General features: G+C 72.7%; 17 protein-coding genes. 10 read left to right on the top strand and 7 right to left on the bottom strand.

Annotation, left to right across the window (positions count from 1 at the left end):
• Positions 1-14: 14 nt before the first annotated feature.
• Complete coding sequence (locus H7H31_RS30955) at positions 15-575, top strand: DUF6924 domain-containing protein (protein WP_187061164.1); 561 nt, start codon at positions 15-17, stop codon at positions 573-575.
• 130 nt (positions 576-705) lie between these two features.
• Here H7H31_RS30955 and H7H31_RS30950 read toward each other — a convergent pair whose 3' ends face one another.
• Positions 706-903, bottom strand: a complete 198-nt coding sequence (locus H7H31_RS30950; protein WP_187061163.1) for a hypothetical protein — start codon at positions 901-903, stop codon at positions 706-708.
• Positions 904-1,209: 306 nt separating this feature from the next.
• On the bottom strand, positions 1,210-1,758 hold the full coding sequence (locus H7H31_RS30945; RefSeq protein WP_187061162.1) for a nitrobindin family protein: 549 nt from the start codon (positions 1,756-1,758) through the stop codon (positions 1,210-1,212).
• Positions 1,759-2,087: 329 nt separating this feature from the next.
• Between H7H31_RS30945 and H7H31_RS30940 the strand changes: the two genes are divergently transcribed.
• Positions 2,088-3,026 (top strand): VOC family protein, encoded by a 939-nt coding sequence (locus H7H31_RS30940; RefSeq protein WP_187061161.1) that lies wholly within the window; start codon positions 2,088-2,090, stop codon positions 3,024-3,026.
• Positions 3,027-3,109: 83 nt separating this feature from the next.
• Here H7H31_RS30940 and H7H31_RS30935 read toward each other — a convergent pair whose 3' ends face one another.
• From H7H31_RS30935 to H7H31_RS30925, 3 genes are all read right to left on the bottom strand, one after another.
• Complete coding sequence (locus H7H31_RS30935) at positions 3,110-3,622, bottom strand: glycine-rich domain-containing protein (protein WP_187061160.1); 513 nt, start codon at positions 3,620-3,622, stop codon at positions 3,110-3,112.
• A gap of 37 nt (positions 3,623-3,659) precedes the next feature.
• Positions 3,660-4,913: a phenylacetate--CoA ligase family protein gene (locus H7H31_RS30930; protein WP_187061159.1), complete on the bottom strand. Its 1,254-nt coding sequence runs from the start codon at positions 4,911-4,913 to the stop codon at positions 3,660-3,662.
• Positions 4,914-5,043: 130 nt separating this feature from the next.
• Positions 5,044-5,202, bottom strand: a complete 159-nt coding sequence (locus H7H31_RS30925) for a hypothetical protein (protein ID WP_187061168.1) — start codon at positions 5,200-5,202, stop codon at positions 5,044-5,046.
• A 412-nt stretch (positions 5,203-5,614) separates the two neighbouring features.
• Between H7H31_RS30925 and H7H31_RS30920 the strand changes: the two genes are divergently transcribed.
• The 8 genes from H7H31_RS30920 to H7H31_RS30885 all read left to right on the top strand — a co-directional run bounded on the left by H7H31_RS30920 (position 5,615) and on the right by H7H31_RS30885 (position 16,011).
• Complete coding sequence (locus tag H7H31_RS30920; RefSeq protein ID WP_187061158.1) at positions 5,615-6,046, top strand: helix-turn-helix transcriptional regulator; 432 nt, start codon at positions 5,615-5,617, stop codon at positions 6,044-6,046.
• 22 nt (positions 6,047-6,068) lie between these two features.
• Entirely contained in the window at positions 6,069-6,488 is a 420-nt protein-coding gene (locus H7H31_RS30915; RefSeq protein WP_187061157.1) for a VOC family protein, read from the top strand.
• Positions 6,489-6,677: 189 nt separating this feature from the next.
• On the top strand, positions 6,678-9,098 hold the full coding sequence (locus H7H31_RS30910; protein WP_187064544.1) for an ATP-binding cassette domain-containing protein: 2,421 nt from the start codon (positions 6,678-6,680) through the stop codon (positions 9,096-9,098).
• A 355-nt stretch (positions 9,099-9,453) separates the two neighbouring features.
• Positions 9,454-10,650, top strand: a complete 1,197-nt coding sequence (locus tag H7H31_RS30905; RefSeq protein WP_187064545.1) for a serine hydrolase domain-containing protein — start codon at positions 9,454-9,456, stop codon at positions 10,648-10,650.
• Positions 10,651-11,043: 393 nt separating this feature from the next.
• Complete coding sequence (locus tag H7H31_RS30900; RefSeq protein ID WP_187064543.1) at positions 11,044-11,811, top strand: uracil-DNA glycosylase family protein; 768 nt, start codon at positions 11,044-11,046, stop codon at positions 11,809-11,811.
• A complete protein-coding gene (locus tag H7H31_RS30895) occupies positions 11,811-13,364 on the top strand; it encodes an amidohydrolase family protein (protein WP_187064542.1) in 1,554 nt (517 codons plus the stop codon). Before H7H31_RS30900 ends, H7H31_RS30895 begins: the two co-directional genes overlap by 1 nt.
• Positions 13,361-14,941, top strand: coding sequence for a S41 family peptidase (locus H7H31_RS30890; protein ID WP_187064541.1), 1,581 nt, complete (start codon positions 13,361-13,363; stop codon positions 14,939-14,941). Before H7H31_RS30895 ends, H7H31_RS30890 begins: the two co-directional genes overlap by 4 nt.
• A gap of 158 nt (positions 14,942-15,099) precedes the next feature.
• On the top strand, positions 15,100-16,011 hold the full coding sequence (locus H7H31_RS30885; RefSeq protein WP_187064540.1) for a universal stress protein: 912 nt from the start codon (positions 15,100-15,102) through the stop codon (positions 16,009-16,011).
• Between the two features lie 59 nt (positions 16,012-16,070).
• Here the strand turns inward: H7H31_RS30885 and fabG are convergent, their stop codons facing one another.
• The gene (gene fabG, locus H7H31_RS30880; protein ID WP_187064539.1) at positions 16,071-16,838 is read right to left on the bottom strand and encodes a 3-oxoacyl-[acyl-carrier-protein] reductase; all 768 of its coding nucleotides are present in this window, start codon (positions 16,836-16,838) and stop codon (positions 16,071-16,073) included.
• Complete coding sequence (locus tag H7H31_RS30875; protein ID WP_187064538.1) at positions 16,835-17,077, bottom strand: phosphopantetheine-binding protein; 243 nt, start codon at positions 17,075-17,077, stop codon at positions 16,835-16,837. Before H7H31_RS30875 ends, fabG begins: the two co-directional genes overlap by 4 nt.
• Between the last annotated feature and the right edge of the window lie 32 nt (positions 17,078-17,109).

Raw genomic sequence — 17,109 nt, 5'->3', positions numbered from 1 at the left:
GTAGGGTCCGCGGCATGGATCACAGCCAACAGCCGATACACCTGCCCCGCGTGGACGCGGTCCCGGTCCTGCGCACCGACTTCTCGAATCCCGCCGGCTGGGCCCGCCTGCTACGAGCCCTGGAGACGCCGGTCACCTACGGCGAGGAGTCGCAGGACGCCGCCGACTACGACTGGGCCGTCTCGTACGTCGTCCCGGTCGACCAGGAGCAGTACCGCGACCTGCTGCCCGCGACCGTGCTCGCCGCGGCCCCGGACACCGGCCACGACCTCCGGTACGACCACCTCTACCTCGCCGACGCCGAAACCCTCGCCTCCGAGCGGCTTCCGTTGCTCGGCATCGACCTGCACGTGGACCGCGCGGACGCGGAGCCGTGGCCGCGCGAGAAACCCTTCCGGGTACCGGCCTTGCAGGTCGCCATCGTGGAGATCAACGACAGCATCGCCAACCTCTTCTTCCGCGAGTTCCACGACACCACCTGGTCGGACTCCGAGGTACGGGTGGCGAGGCCGGGGACCGCGCTGTACGAGGAGTTGAGCGAGACGCATCGCGCGGAGGGCGAGGAGGGAGGCTGACGCGGCGCGGCCGGTTCAGGCGGTGCGGCGCGGCCGGGGGGCCAGGCGGTGCGGCGTCAGCTCAACCCGTACCTCGGGCCTGGCCACCCGGGCTGACTGGCCAGGGCCGGGGGCCCACCACCGGGCGAGGTCACGCCTTCCGGCGTCGTGGCAGCGCCATCACGTAGCCCAGTCGGTGGTCGAGCCATGGGGCCCTGGGCGTGTACGTCCACTCGCCATCCGAGACGCGGGCCTCCAGCACCACGTCGTCGTCGGCCCGCCAGGTGACAGGCTTGGCCACGCGCCGCGGGTTGTGTGGGTCGCCGCCCTCGGCGAGGCCCAGCGACATCGTGATCGGCAGGGTAGTTCACCCGTCAGCGCGTGAGGGTGGGCAAGCTCGCGGACCGTACGCGGGGCCGGTAGGCGCTCGGGGAAGCCCCTGCCAGCCGTATGGGGCCGGGAAGGTGGCACCAGACGGCGGCGTCGGCGTATCTGCCGTGCACTACCGCCTCCGGCGAGGCGAGTTCGAGGGCCCTGGCCCTCCTGCGTGTGTCCATCTGCCCACACCCGTTCTGGAGATGTCCTGACACCTCGTACGGCTCCGTCGCTCACGGCGAAGCCGCGCCCCGCGCGGCAGGCAGCCGGCGGCCCTGGCCTAGCTCCCACCCTCGCGTCGCAGTCGCGCCGACAGGTGGTACTGGAGCAGCTGGCCGACCGCCGCGAGGTCGTGGGCGAAGTCGAGGGTCCCCTCGTCGCTCAGCGTGTAGCGGCGGCGGGTGGCGGTGACCTCCTTGGCGGTGGGAGTGATGGCCACCTCGTGGGTGCTGAGGTCGGCCGTGCCGGCGCCGGCGTGGCCGACCAGGATCTCCGCGATGCCGGTGGGCTGGGTGATCAGCGCCTCGACGCGCCCGTCGGGCTGGAGCCGCCACCAACCGCTCTCGCGCGCCGACGGTCGCAGCGGGGCACCCTCCGCGTCGAGCAGCCAGGCGCGCGCCTCGTACCGGAGGAAGGGCCGTCCGTCATGGCTGAAGGTGACTTCCTGCGCGTACGCGAACTCCTCGGCGATCGTCGGGTAGCTACCGTGCCCCCGGCCGACCCAGGTGCCCAGGAAGCCGAGCAGCGGGGTGAGTTGCGCGTGCGGTGCGGGGGCGGCGTCCGGTCGCAGGGCGTCGGGGTACGGGTTCTGGTGAGCGGGGTCGAACATGGGTGCGTGCTCCTGGATCGAGGCCGGTACCGGTGTGGGTGCCGGTGGCGGTGCCGGGTGGCAGCCTAGGCCGTCGGGCCGGCGGCGGCGCGCAACGGTGGGAGGCTGACTGGCTGGTTCCTGAACTGACACCGTGGCACGAACCCGCACACCGACCGGACGGCCCAGCGGCCCAGCGGCCCAGCGGCCCAGCGGCCCAGAGCCAGATTGGCCCGTTGTGTCCTCACCGCATCGCGGCCGGCGGTGGTACTCGTAGTGCGGGCGGTGCTCCGCCGCCCGCCTTGACACACGTCGGCGAGGCTGGCCGCGTCCGTCATCGGGGGGACAGATTGGTCTCGGCCCAACTCACCCATCTCCGCCACGTCGACCTGGCCGTGCCCGACCACGACAGGCAACTCGCGTTCTACACCGACGTGTGGGGACTGACCCGTACCGCCGACGACAGCGGCGTGGCCTTCCTGGCGGCCGAGGGGTCGCCGGAGCAGTACGTGGTCAGGCTGCGCAGGGCCGAGGAGAAGCGGCTGGACCTGGTGGCCTTCGGGGTCGCCACGCGGGTGGACGTCGACGCCCTGGCCGGGCGGCTGGCGGGTGACGGCGTGGTGCTCATCAGCGAGCCCGGCGCGCTGTCCACCCCGGGCGGCGGCTACGGGTTCCGCTTCTTCGACGTGGACGGTCGCACCGTGGAGGTCTCCGCGGAGGTCGCGCCGCGCCGGCACCGGCGGATCGAGGCCCGGGAGCCCGTGCCGGTGCGCCTGTCCCATGTGGTGTTCAACGCTCCCGACATCGCTCGTACCCGTGCGTGGTACGAGCGGTACCTCGGCTTCCGGCTCACCGACACCGTGCGCTCACCGCGCGACGGTGACCTCATGCACTTCCTGCGGATCAACCCCCAGCACCACTCCGTGGCGTTCTCCGGGGGCCCGCACACCTCGTTGCACCACGTCTCCTTCGAACTCCGGGGGGTGGACGAGTACTTGCGAGCCTCCGGCCGTGCCATCCGGGCGGGCGCCCCCAAGCTCTGGGGGCCCGGCCGGCACCTGGCCGGCGACAACGCCTTCACGTACTTCCTCGACCCGCACGGCAACACCCTGGAGTACACCACCGCCATGGAGGAGGTGGACGAGGACACCTGGCACCCTCACGTCTACGACGCCTCGCGGGCGGAGGTGACCGACCAGTGGGGCACCTCGAACCCCTGGGACGAGCAGGTGGCGAAGGAGTCGCTCAACGAACCCGACCGCGGGTGCTTCGTCGCTCCCCCGCTGTGAGAACCCACCTGCCCGACAGCCCGCCCAGGCTCGCGCCCGCGCCCCGGCCGCCCGAGGCGCGCGCCGCCGACGCGAGAGCGGCGTTACGCCGGTGCCAGGGGTTCGAGGGCCGCTATGTCCGCCAGTGACATGCCCATCCGCTGGTGGAGGAAGCGGACGATGGTCCAGTGTGGCAGCGCGCCCTCGTCGAACGGGCCGAACTCCCGGCAGTACAGCGGTATCCAGCGCAGAGCCTCTTCCATCGCCTGCTCGCGGCCGGGAGCCTGCTGGTAGCTCTCGTAGGCGATGCTGCGGTGCTCGATGAAGAAGCGCCCCGGCAGCCGCTCCTCGCACAGCGCGCGGTACTCGCGGGTTTGGAGGATCAGGTAGTGCCAGATCTCGTCGATGTCCTGCTCGACGGGGAGGAACAGCCCGCTGAGCTGCTCGCGATGGCGCGAGACGAGGTACAGGTACCGCAGGCACTCGGTGACCTGGCGTTCGACGAAGTCCGGCGCGGCGTCGGTCTTGTCGGTGAAGTGTGCCACCACCTCGGCGTGCAGTTCCTCGCCGAGCAGGGCCCTGAGGTCGCCGGTGGTGACGTACGACGGTGTGGTCATGGTTCTCCCCTGCGCAGGGTCGGGGCCGGGTCGGCGGTCAGTGGTGGGTGGCGAGCCAGGCGTACTTGCCGGACTTCCCGATGGGCAGGTGCGCGCGGTGCTCGACCTGGCACCGGCGCCCGGTCAGGTCGCTGACGGACTCCGCCAGGGTGTCGGCCTCGGCGGGCGGCAGGGCCTCGCCGTCGAAGGTCGTGTACCGCAGGTGGGCCTCCTTGTCGTCCGTGACCAGCAGTTGGTGGACGAAGACGCTGGCGGCGGCGCTCACGCGGTCGCTCAGGTCGCCCTGGGCGATGGGACCGGACGCGGCGGCGGCTGCCGCGCCTGGGGTGAGGAGTTCCTTCTCCCGTCCGCAGAAGCGCGCGATCCGGTGCGGGTCGGGGGTCCCGTCGAGCGTGCGGACGCAGTCCCCCGAGCGGTACCGGATCAGCGGCATGTGGGGGTTGCGGACGCTCGACACGATGAGGCTGTAGAGCTCGCTGCCCGGCACCACCGGGAGGAGTTCGACACTCATCTGGTCGAGGTGGGGGTGGTACCGGCCGTGGCGGTCGCTGTAGTAGAGGTAGCCCAGCTCGGTGCTGCCGAACAGGTCGATGACCGGGCAGTCGAAGTTCTCGTGCAGGAAGCGCCGGACGTTCGCCGGGGTGTACTCGTACGCGTGGATGATGCTCGCGGGCTGCGGGAAGTCCTCCCACAGGCCCCACTGCCTGGCCTTGAGGACGAGGTGGGCCAGGTGGTAGCTGGAGCAGTCGAGGTGGTACCAGCCGCGCGGGTGGGTCGCTCGGGCCGAGCGGATCTCGTTCAGCATGCGCTCGACCTCGTCGCGCTCCCACAACGCCGGGTCGAGCCGCAGGTTGAGGTAGACGGTGCGGGCGTCGAGGCGCCGCTGCTCCAGCTCGGGAACCGCCTCCGGCCGCGTGCCGCGCTTCCTCGCGTTGACGCGCGCGACGTGCTCGGTCGCCAACACCGTGGTGAGCGAGACCCGTTGGCAGCCGTCTTCCCAGGTGGAGGCGATGTCCGGGTGCTCGCTCCACAGTTGGTAGTAGGAGTTGAGCAGGAAGTACGGGGGGCGGATGATCTGCATGCGGGCGTGGTTGGTGCCCGTGGACAGCACGTACTCGGCCTCGCCCGTCTTCAGCGCGGCGGCGAGGCGCGGCGTCATCCAGTTGTCCGGGAAGCCCCGCGCGATCTCGGGCTTTTCGAGGACGGGGAAGTACCCCCGCTCGATCGACGTGCGGTAGATCGGTATGTCCTTGATCTGGTCGACGACTTCGGCCGTCGGCTGACCACGCATGTGCACCCTCTGTGCGCTAGGCGAAACGGAGATTTCCGGGGCGGCCCCGGGCCGGAGCGGAGCCGGAAGGGGGCCGGGCGCCCGCGCGTCCGCGGCCCCGGCCCACTCCGATGAGTCAGTCAGCGGCCAGTCAGGATATGCAGCCGGTCTTGGGCGCCGCGCTGATACAACCCGCCTTCGGGGCCGCGCTGATGCACCCGTCCTTCGCGGCGGCACCGGCCGAGTTCGCGGCGACCCAGCTCTGCCAGACGTCGTCCTGGGTCATCGCCTTGATCAACTTCTCCATCATGAACCTCCGAGGGGTGACATATGGGGTGGTGATCACGCGGAATGTCGCGTCGTCAGATGGTAAAGTCGCCGCCAAGTCAGTGTCAAGCAATGGCAAAAACCCCTGGTGGCAATCAGGACACGCGGCGCGCGGGAGCGAGCCGTTTTCGGACAGGACAGGCGCGGGGCGCGGCCCGCGCGAGGCCGCCGCGTCCCGCTTCCGCAAAGGGTCCGGCGGGCCGAAGGCGGCATGAGGGCCGGCCGAAAAGAGTGGCGCAAGATCGTCATGAGGACGGCGCGAAAAGGCGCCCGCCGGCCAGCGGCACGGGCCCGTTCCCCGCCCGTAGGACCACCCGGGGTGCTCGGTGTCGCGTGCGGGGGCCGCGCGCGTTCGCCCCGGTCGCCCGCCCCGCCCGTGTGGCACGATCGAAGCCGTGACCAGTAAGCCCGCCACCGCGCAACACCTGCGCGACCTCGCCCGGCTGCGTCGCGTACGCGACCGGATCGACCGGGAGTACGCGCAGCCGCTGGACGTGGACGCGCTCGCTCGCGGGGCGAACATGTCGGCCGGGCACCTCAGCCGCCAGTTCCGCCTCGCCTACGGTGAGTCACCGTACGCCTATCTGATGACGCGGCGCATCGAGCGGGCGATGACGCTGCTGCGACGCGGCGACCTCAGCGTCACCGAGGTCTGTTTCGCGGTGGGCTGCGCCTCGCTGGGCACCTTCAGCACGCGCTTCACCGAGTTGGTGGGCATGCCCCCCAGCGCCTACCGGCGAGCGGCGGCCGACGCGACGGTGGGCATGTCGCCGTGCGTGGCGAAACAGGTGACCAGACCGGTCAGGAATCGAGAAGCGTCGGCCTAGTGCCAGGGCTAGCGTGATCGACATGGACAACCTCACCATTCACCACAGCTTCCTCCCGCACCACGACGCGGAGGCGTCCCTGACCTTCTACCGCGACATCCTCGGCTTCGAGGTGCGCAACGACGTCGGGTACAACGACATGCGCTGGATCACGGTCGGCCCGGCGGGCCAGCCCGACACCTCCATCGTGCTCCAGCCGCCGGCGCCGCCCGGCTGCGGCATCACGGACAGTGAGCGCGACACCATCGTGGAGATGATGGCCAAGGGCACCTTCGCCGCCGTCCACCTCGCCACCGCCGACCTCGACGCCACCTTCGAGCGGCTCCAGGCCAGCGACGCCGAGGTGGTCCAGGAGCCGACCGACCAGCCGTACGGGGTACGGGACTGCGCCTTCCGCGACCCCGCGGGCAACCTGATCCGCATCCAGCAACTGGCCGCCTGAGCCACCACGACAGCCCGAGCCCGGCCCGCCCGCCCGGCCGACTCCCGCCGGGGGCCGGACGGGCCGGGCGGACCGGGGCCGGGCGGGTGGGCCGCACGGCGACCGGGGGCGTGACGGGGGGGGCGTACGCCGATGGGTGGCGGGCGCCGCGCGGGCGGGCCCGAACGACACGTGGAGAGACGAGAGACGATGAGCACGACCCGACGGAGGCCCGCGCAGTCGCCGGCGCCGCACGTTGCCGACGGCCACGGCCTGATCCGCGTGCGGGGCGCCCGCGAGAACAACCTCAAGAACGTCAGCGTGGAGATCCCGAAGCGCCGGCTGACGGTGTTCACCGGCGTCTCCGGCTCGGGGAAGAGTTCGTTGGTGTTCGCCACCATCGCGGCGGAGTCGCAGCGGATGATCAACGAGACGTACAGCAGTTTCGTGCAGGGGTTCATGCCCGCGATGGGCCGGCCCGACGTGGACGTCCTCGACGGGCTGACCACCGCGATCATCGTCGACCAGCGGCCGATGGGCGCCGATCCGCGCTCCACCGTCGGCACCGTCACCGACGCCCACGCCATGTTGCGCATCCTCTTCAGCCGGCTCGGCACGCCGCACGTCGGCTCGCCGCAGGCGTTCTCCTTCAACGTCGCGTCGGTACGGGCCAGCGGCGCGTTCACGGTGGACCGTGGCGCCGAGAAGAGCACCACCGTCAAGCGGACCTTCACCCGTACCGGGGGCATGTGCACGCGCTGCGAGGGGCGCGGCGCGGTCTCCGACATCGACGTCAGCCAGCTCTACGACGACTCCAGGTCGCTCGCCGATGGGGCGCTCACCATCCCCGGCTACAAGGCGGGCGGCTGGGGCTACCGGCTCTACCTCTCGTCGGGCTTCTTCGACCCGGACAAGCCGATCCGCCGGTACACGAAGAAGGAACGGCACGACCTTCTCCACCACGAGCCGGTCAGGATGAAGATCGAGGGCATCAACATGACGTACGAGGGGCTGGTCCCCCGGCTGCGGAAGTCGCTCCTCGCCAAGGACCGGGAAGCGATGCAGCCGCACATCCGGGCGTTCGTGGACCGGGCCGTCACCTTCGCCACCTGCCCCGAGTGCGACGGCACCCGGCTCAGCGAGGCGGCCAGGTCGTCCCGGATCGACGGCACCAGCATCGCCGACGCGTGCGCCCTGCAGATCGACGACCTGGCCGACTGGGTGCGTGGCCTGGACGAGCCGTCGGTGGCGCCGCTGCTGGCCTCGCTGCGCCACACCCTCGACTCGTTCGTGGAGATCGGCCTCGGCTACCTCTCGCTCGACCGGTCGGCGGGCACGCTGTCGGGCGGCGAGGCGCAGCGCGTCAAGATGGTCCGCCACCTCGGCTCCTCGCTCACGGACGTGACCTACGTCTTCGACGAGCCCACCATCGGCCTCCACCCGCACGACATCCAGCGGATGAACGCGTTGCTGCTGCGGCTGCGGGACAAGGGCAACACGGTGCTCGTCGTGGAGCACAAGCCGGAGGTGATCCAGGTCGCCGACCGCGTCGTGGACCTCGGGCCGGGCGCGGGCGCGGCGGGCGGCACCGTCTGTTTCGAGGGCACCTTCGATGAGTTGCGGGCGAGCGACACCCGCACCGGTCGCCACCTCGACGACCGGGCCCGCCTCAAGGAGACGGTGCGCGAGCCCACCGGCACGCTTCCGGTCCGCGGCGCGCGCACGCACAACCTGCGCGATGTCGACGTCGACATCCCGCTGGGTGTGCTCACCGTGGTCACCGGCGTGGCCGGGTCCGGCAAGAGTTCGCTCGTGCACGGGTCGATCCCGGCCCACGCGGGTGTGGTGGCGATCGACCAGGCCCCGATCCGTGGCTCGCGGCGGAGCAACCCGGCGACGTACACCGGTCTGCTCGACCCGATCCGCAAGGCGTTCGCGAAGGCCAACGGCGTACAACCGGCCCTCTTCAGCGCCAACTCCGCCGGCGCCTGCCCCGGCTGCAACGGGGCCGGCGTCGTCTACACCGACCTGGCGATGATGGCTGGTGTCGCCACCGTCTGCGAGGAGTGCGAGGGCAGGCGGTTCGAGAGGTCGGTGCTCGACCACCAGCTCGGCGGTCGCGACATCAGCGAGGTGCTGGCGATGTCGGTGGCCGAGGCGCAGGAGTTCCTGGGCGACGGGTCACGTGTCTCGGCGGACGCCGCGGGCAGGGCGAACCTCACCGCCGCGCAGCGCGTCCTCGGTCGGCTGGTCGACATCGGGCTCGGTTACCTCACCCTGGGCCAGCCGCTGACCACCCTGTCCGGGGGTGAGCAGCAGCGGCTCAAGCTGGCCACCCACATGGGCGAGAAGGGCGGCGTGTACGTCCTCGACGAGCCGACCACCGGTCTGCACCTCGCCGACGTCCAGCAGCTCCTCGGGCTGCTCGACCGGCTCGTGGACGCCGGCAAGTCGGTCATCGTCGTCGAGCACCACCAGGCGGTGATGGCGCACGCCGACTGGATCATCGACCTCGGCCCGGGGGCCGGCCACGACGGCGGCCGGATCGTGTTCGCCGGCACACCCGCCGACCTGGTGGCCAGCCGGTCCACCCTCACCGGCGAGCACCTGGCGGCGTACGTCGGGGCCTGACGGCCCGGCGGCTCGGCGGCTCGGTCGGGGCAGCGCGGGGCCCGGCCCGACCACCCGTGCGGCCCTCTCGCCGGGCGGGGTTGGTCGGGTGGCCCCCGTGGCCGGCCCGCCGCGACGTACCACGGCGTACGCCTGCCCACCGGTGCCCGAACCCGCGCCCGACCGGCGCCCTGGCGGCGGCCTCCGGTCGGGCGTTGGCCGGCGTCAGACACCGCGCCGCTCGTCGATCTTGAGTAGGCTCAGCGCCCGGGAGCACAGGGTTCGCGAACTGTCTCCCGTCCTGATCCTGTTGAGGAGAATCGTGCGCCTGACCATCGACCGACGCCTCACGCTCGGTGCCGCCGTACTCGCCGTCATGGTGAGCGCCGTACCGGCGACCGCCGTCGCCTACGCCCCGTCAGCCCCGCCCGCCCCGGCGAACAAGGCCGCCGCGCCCCCGCTGGCGGACGCTAACAGCAAGGCCATCACCCAGGCCCTGCGCAACACCCTCAAGGCCGGAGCCCCCGGCGCCATGACCCGCTACACCGGCCCGAACGGGACCCAGACGCTCACCGAGGGGGTGCGGGACCGCAAGACGGGCGCGCCCATGGACCCGCGCGCCCGCTTCCGCATCGGCAGCGTCACCAAGACGTTCTCCTCCGTCGTGCTGCTGCAACTGGTGGCCGAGGGCAAGGTCAAGCTGGACGCCCCGGTGACCAGCTACCTGCCCGGCGTGCTGCCCGACGACCGCATCACGATCCGTCACCTCCTCACCCACCGCAGCGGTCTGTCGGACTACACGAACGCGATGTTCGCCAAGACCGTCCCCGGCTTCGAGGCCGTGCGCAACCGGGTCTTCACCAACAAGGAGCTGGTCGACCGCTCGCTGCGCGAGCCCAGGACGACCGAGCCGGGCGGCGCGTACCGCTACTCGAACACCAACTTCGTGCTGGTCGGGATGGTCATCGAGAAGGTGACGAAGAACCCGGTGGCCAAGGAGTACGAGCGGCGCGTCATCAAGCCGCTGAAGCTCAGGGACACCTCGTACGTGCACCCCGCCACGGCCATCAAGGGCCAGCACGTGCGCGGCTACCTGCACCCGGACGAGGACGGCGCGCCGCTGGTCGACTCGACCGAGCAGACCGTGTCCTGGGCCCAGGCCGCGGGGGCGATGATCTCCAGCGAGGCCGACCTGAACACGTTCATGTCCGCCCTGCTGCGCGGCAAGCTGCTGCCGAGCGAGACGCTGAACGCCATGCTCACCGTGGTGCCGGCCGACGCGTCGGGGACCCGCTTCTACGGGCTCGGGCTGCGCCGCTACGACCTGTCGTGCGGCACCTCGGTCTACGGCCACACCGGCACCGTGCAGGGCTTCTACACGCACGCGTTCACCACCCGGGACGGCAAGCGCACGCTCTCGGCGATGGCGAACACCTCCAACCGGGGCTCGGCCAACACGGCGCTCGGCGGCAGCCTGGAGGCGGCGTTCTGCGGCAAGCAGCCCGCGTCGGCGGCGAAGCGCGGTCCCGCGGCGCCGCTCGGGGCCGAGGCGGACCTGCCGGAGAACCGCTGACGTTGACCCCGCTCACCGGGCCCGGCGCGGGCCGTGGTGGGTGAGCGCTGACGCGGGGTCGTGCCAGGGCGGGGCCCGGGACGGATAGTTCGTCCCGGGCCCCGCCCGCGTGCTGCCGGCCCGGTGGTACCGGTGGGCGCCGGGCGGGCCGGGGGTGGTACGCGTGCCTGGTCCAGTTGGCGGTGGGGCGGTTTAGGCGGCGGGCCGCGGAGTGATCCATGGACTCGGACGCCGGAGCGGCCGACGCATCGCCGGCCCCCCCCTGGTCGGGTAGCCCCGCCACGTGGGAGACGGGCCCGGGGCGGGCAGCCGTGGCTGGCCGGCACGAGAGCGTGGAGGTCTTCCGTGGAGTGGCAAGCGCGCACGGCCCGAGTAGCGCGGCGGCGCTGAGCGATGGTGGAGTTCGACCGCGGGCCCACGGCCCGGCTCGCCGGGTTGTTCGCCCAGGTGCCCGGGCCGCCGGACGCGTCGGCGTTCTGGGCCGACTGGGGGCCGGTCTTCTACCGCGGCCGGCTGGACGGCTCGGCCCGGGTGCTCGTCGTGGCCTCGGACCCGGGGCCCACCGAGCGGATCGCCGGCCGCAGCCTGGTCGGCGACGCCGGCCAGCGCGTGCAGGGCTTCCTCGGCAAGCTCGGCCTGACCCGTTCCTACGTCTGCCTCAACGCGTGGGCGTACGCCGTCCACCCCAGCCGGGCGCTCGCGATGCGGGACCGGCTGGACGACGCGGAGCAGCGGGAGTGGCGCAACGCGGTCTACGACCAGGCGACGGGCGACGCGCTCCAGGCCATCCTGGTGTTGGGGTTCATGGCCCGGGAGGCGGTGCGCCTGTGGACGCCGCGGCCCGACGTCCCGCTCGTGGACGCGCTGCACCCGTCCAACCCCGAGGCGGACGAGGTGCTGGAGTCCTGGCGCGCGGCCGTCGCGCGGCTGCGCGCGATCGTCACGCCGGACGACGACGGGGACAACACGGGACCCACCTACGGCACGGTGTTCGCCGAGTCCGACTACGCGGCCATCCCCCGCCGCGACCTGCCGTTCGGCGCGCCCGCCTTCCTCGGCGACGACGCCTGGGTCCGCGCCCTGCCGGGTGACGCGCACAACGCCGTCAGCCGCCCGCGGCCGGACGACGAGCACACCCTGGTCTGGAAGGCGCCACGCTGATGGCGCTCGTCCTCACCGGCACGGTCGTCACCTTCGACGAGGACCACCGGGTCCTGGACCCCGGCGTCGTGTACGTCGGCGACGACGGCCGCCTGGCCGCGGTGCGCTCCGCCGCACAGGACGCGCCCGCGGGGTTCGCCTCGGCGCCGCGCGTCGACACCGGCGCGCTGATCCTGCCCGGCCTCATCGACCTGCACAACCACCTGACGTACAACACGCTGCCGCTGTGGGAGGCGGCCGGCGTGCCCTACCCGCACCACGACCGCTGGGTCGACGAGGACAGGCCGCCGGACTACTCCACGACGGTCACCTGGCCCGCGAAGGTGCTCGCGCAGGCCGCGCCCGAGGCGTTGATCAAGTACGTCGAGGTCAAGGCGCTGATCGGCGGGACCACCTCGATCCAGGGTGCGCCGGTGGCGACGCGGCCCGTGGACGGCTGGCTGCTGCGGATCATCGACAACGAGCGGCTGCCGGCGGGCCGCGACATGGTGATGACGGCGGCGCTGCAACTCGACGCGGAGGAGTTGCGCGAGGTGCGGGCGCCGAAGCTGGACGGGACGCGGCTGCTCATCTACCACGTCGCGGAGGGCCGGGCCGGCTCGATCGTGCGGCGGGAGTTCGAGGAGTTGGAGCCGTGCTGGCGGCCCGGGCTGATCGGCGTCCACGGCACCGCGCTCACCGGCGCGGACTTCGCGCGGTGGCAGGACGCGGTGCGGGCGATCAACCCGGCCGAGCGGGCGACCCTCGTGTGGTCGCCGTTCTCCAACTACTGGCTCTACCACGAGAGCACGGATGTGGTCGCGGCCGACCGGAAGGGGTTGCGCATCGCGCTCGGCTCCGACTGGGCGCCGTCGGGGACCAAGCACGTACTGGGTGAGCTCAAGGTCGCCGACGCCGTCAACCAGCACCGGCTCGGCGGGCGGTTCAGCGACCGGGAGCTGTGCGACATGGTCACCGCCAACCCCGGCGACGCGCTGGCCACGGCCTGGGGGCCGCAGGTGGGGCGGCTGGCCCGGGGCAGCGCCGCCGACCTGCTCGTCCTCGCGCGCCACGCCCCGGACGCGGACCCGTACCGCAACCTGATCGACGCGACCGAGCGCCACGTGCGGCTGGTGCTGGTGCGCGGCCGGCCGTTCTACGGCACGCCGGCGCTGATGACCGCCGCCGGGGCCACGCACACCGACCCGATCACGGTCGCCGGCCTGCGGCGCCGGGTCGCGGTGCGGCAGCCGGACAGAGCCGACGCCCAGTTGGACTGGCCCGGCGTGCGGCGCGCCCTGGAACGGGTGCGCGCCGACCCGGTGGCGGCCTGGCGCGCCGCACAGGACGCGCTGGCCTCCTGGGGTGGGCCGCTGGACGACCCGGACGCGCCGCTGGTCCTCTTCGGCGACATGCCCGAGGGCGACGTGGGGGCGTTCGCCGCCGCCGGCGAGGTGCCCTCGGGCCTCGTCATCCCGCCGCTGGACACGCTGACCCACGACGCCGCCTTCCTCGCCGCCGTGGCCCGCGCCGGCGTGCCCGAGCTGCGACACCTCGCGGAGCGCTACCCGTGAGCCGGGCGGTCGGCCAACCGACCCGGGCGCTGCCGGACTCGGTGGGCCTCGCGGAGTTCCTGCGGCGGGTGGAGGCCGACCCGCTGCCGCTCGCGGGACGCTACCAACTGGTCTCCGCGGCGCGCGTGTTGCTCGACGAGCTGTACGTACACCTGCCGCTCAAGCGGGCCATGCACGCCACCGATCCGGTGCAGCGGCTGCGCCTGCTGGAGCGGCGCCTCGCGCCGCTCAGCGAGTTGCAGTTCCACGCCGAGTTGGCCGACGTCTTCCGGGCGCTGCGCGACCTGCACACCGTCTACCAGCTCCCGGCGCCCTACCGCGGCCACGTGGCGACGCTGGGCTTCCTCGTCGAGCGCTACACGGACGCGGAGGGGGCGGCGCACCACATCGTCTCCAAGATCGACCGTTCGCTGGTGCACGCGGGTTTCGACGTCGGCGCCGAGCTGGAGTCCTGGAACGGCGTCCCGATCGAGCGGGCCGTCGAGCGCAACGCCGCCGCCCAGGCCGGCTCCCACCTCGACGCGCGGCTGGCCCGTGGTCTCGAGTCGCTGACGCTGCGCCCGCTGCGTACCGCTCCCCCGCCGGACGAGCTGGAGGTGCTGCTCGCCTACCGCACGCGCGGCGGGCGCCGCCGCGAGACGCGCGTCCCGTGGCGCGTGTGCGCCGCCGAGCGTTACGCCGGGCGGGCCCAGGACCCGGTGCCCACGCTCGGCACGAGCCTGGGCATCGACGTGGGGAGCGAGACCGCGCGCCAGGTCAAGCGCGGCCTGTTCGCCCCGGCCCAGGCGCGGCGCTCACCGCCGCGCTCGCCACGCGGCGTGTTGGCCCACCGCACGCTGCGGCTGGGCGGTCGCTCGTACGGGTACCTGCGGCTGTTCTCGTTCAACGTGCCGGGCGCGCGCTCGTTCGCCGAGCAGGTGGCGCAGATCGCGGCGCGCGCGCCGGCGGCGGGGCTGATCGTGGACGTGCGCGGCAACCCCGGCGGGCACGTCCCGGCCGCGGAGTCCGCGTTGCAGGTGCTGAGCGAGCGGCCGGTCGCGCCGGTGAGCTTCTCGCTGTCGACCACGCGCGGCGCGCTCACGCTCGCCCGGGCCCACGCCGACTTCCGTACCTGGACCAGTTCGATCCGGGCGGCCGTGGAGACGGGCGAGATGTACTCGCAGGGGTTTCCGCTGACCGACCCGCAGGCGCTCACCACCGGGTTGCCGCGCTACGCCGGCCCGAAGGTGCTCATCACCGACGCGCTGTCGTACTCGGCCGCCGACATCTTCGCCGCCGGCTTCCAGGACAACGCCCTCGGGCCGGTCCTGGGGACGGCGCGCCGCACCGGGGCCGGCGGAGCCAACGTGTGGACGCACGAGTTGCTGCGGGTCTGGCTGCCCGAACTCCTCGGCGACCTGCCGCGCGGCGCCGGGTTCCGCGTCGCGCTGCGCCGCGCCACGCGGGCCCGGGGCAACGTGGACGTGCCGCTTGAGGACCTGGGCGTGCAGGCGGACGCGCTGCACGACCTGACCCGGCGTGACGTCACCGAGCACAACCAGGACCTGCTGGCGGCGGCCCTCGCCCTGCTGGACTGAGAACGGTGGCGGTGGTGCTGGCGGTGGCAGGGGCCTTATCACACCCCCTGCGGCCAGCGGGACTAACGGCCCTGACCTGCGGGCACCGGCGTTTGCGATGCTGATGATCGAGAGGGCTCTTCCCCGCCCTCGTTCACCGAACGCTATGGAGGCCGACCATGACTCGTCCGATCACCGTGGGAGTGGACGGCTCGCCCGAGAGCCAGGCAGCCGTCGACTGGGCGGCCGGCGAGGCGGTGCGCCGTGGGCTGCCGCTGCGCGTGGTGCACGCCTGGCACTGGGAGCCGCTGTCGACGCCCGTGCCCAACAGCGGCGACGCGCAGGCCAAGTGGGCGCGGGAGCTGGTGCGCGAGACCGAGCAGCGGTTGGCCGCCCGCCACCGTGACCTGTCGATCGTCGCCGAGGTGCTGGACGCCGAGCCCGTGCCGGCCCTGGTGCGGGCGAACGAGGAGGCGCGGATGCTGGTGCTCGGCTCGCGCGGGCACGGCGCGCTGCTCGGCTTCCTGCTCGGCTCGCACGCCCAACAGGTGCTCGCCCGCGCCAGCCGGCCGGTCGTCTCGGTCCGCGCCCCCGAGGACGCGAAGGAGGGGTCGGCGGACGCGCCGGCGCAGACGACGGCGGCCCGGGAAGCCGCGGCCGGCGAGGTCGTCGTGGGCCAGCAGGGCTCGGCCGAGGACAGTGACGCGGTGCTGCGCTTCGCGTTCGAGGCAGCCGCCGCGCGCGGGGTGCCGGTGCGCGCCGTACGGGCCTGGAGCCTGCCGCCCATCTACGCGTACACCCCCGGCTCCATGCGGCTCGCGGACGAGGCCGGCGGCCTTGAGCCGTACGAGAGGGAGCAGCTCGCCGAGGCGCTGGCGCCCTGGCGTAAGGAGTTCCCCGAGGTGCCGGTGGCCGAGCACGTGGAGATCGGCAGCGGCGGGCAGGTGCTGCTCGCGCAGACCGCGCGCGCCCAGTTGCTGGTGGTCGGGCGGCGGGTGCGGCGCTCCCCCATCGGTTCGCGCATCGGGTCGGTGGCGCATGCGGCGCTGCACCACGCCCGCTGCCCGGTCGCGGTCGTCCCGCACGACTGAGCGGGCGGGTGACACGCGTGGCCCCGTGACGGGCTGGTTCGCCCGTCACGGGGGCGCGGTCACATCGCCATGCCGCCGTCGACGCACACGACCTGGCCGGTGATGTAGGAACTCTCGTCGCTGGCGAGGAAGGCGACCAGGTTGGCGACCTCCTCCGGGCGGCCGAAGCGGCCCATGGGCACGGGTCCAAGGCGCTGGTTGTCGTCCTGGAGGTGCTCGGTCATGTCGGTGCTGATCAGGCCGGGCGCGACGGCGTTGCAGCGCACGTTGCGCTCGCCGAGCTCCTTGGCGATCGTCTTCGTCAGGCCGATCAGACCCGCCTTGGCCGAGGCGTAGTTGGCCTGGCCCGCGCTGCCGAAGACGCCGGCGACCGAGGATATGTTGATGATCGAGCCGCTGCGCCGGCGGATGAAGCCGAAGTAGCAGCTCTTGATGAAGTAGAACGCGCCCTTGAGGCTGGTGTTGATGACCGCGTCGAAGTCCTCGTCCTTGATGGACACGGCGAGGCCGTCCCGGATGATGCCGGCGTTGTTGACCAGGATGTCGACCGGGCCCAGGTCGCCCGTGATGGCCTTCACGGTCTGGGTGACCTGTTCGGAGTCGGCCACGTCGCAGCGGTAGATCCGGGCGGTGGCGCCCAGGGCCTCGGCGTCCCGCAGGGTCTGCTTCGCGCTCGTCTCGTCGTTGGCGTAGACGATGGCGACCGTCGCGCCGCCCCTGGCCAGCCGCAGGACCGTGGCGCGCCCGAGGCCACGGGAGCCGCCGGTGACGACGGCCACCTTCCCGCCGAGTGGGCCGCTCGGGTGGGTGTCCGGGGTGGTGGTCACGAGCGGGCCTCGTCGATGATGCGGACGATGTCGCCGATGCTCTGCGCGTCGGCGAACCTCACCATCGGCAGCGAGACCCCGGCCGCCTCCATGGTCTCGGTGATGATGTCGGCCCGGTCGATCGAGTTGGCGCCCAGGTCGCGCAGGCTGTCCTGCGGGGTGGCCGCGCTCACGTCAACCTCCGGGACGATCTCCGAGAAGACGGACATCAGGGCCTTGAAGATCTCTTCCTGGGACATGCTCTCTTCTCTCTCTCGCACTGTTCGTATCG

Origin of the sequence: Streptomyces buecherae, from assembly GCF_014295035.1 — a bacterium.
GTDB lineage: Bacteria > Actinomycetota > Actinomycetes > Streptomycetales > Streptomycetaceae > Streptomyces > Streptomyces youssoufiensis.
The sequence above is the reverse complement of the archived record's forward strand: the minus strand, read 5'-3'. Positions and strand labels throughout refer to the sequence as shown.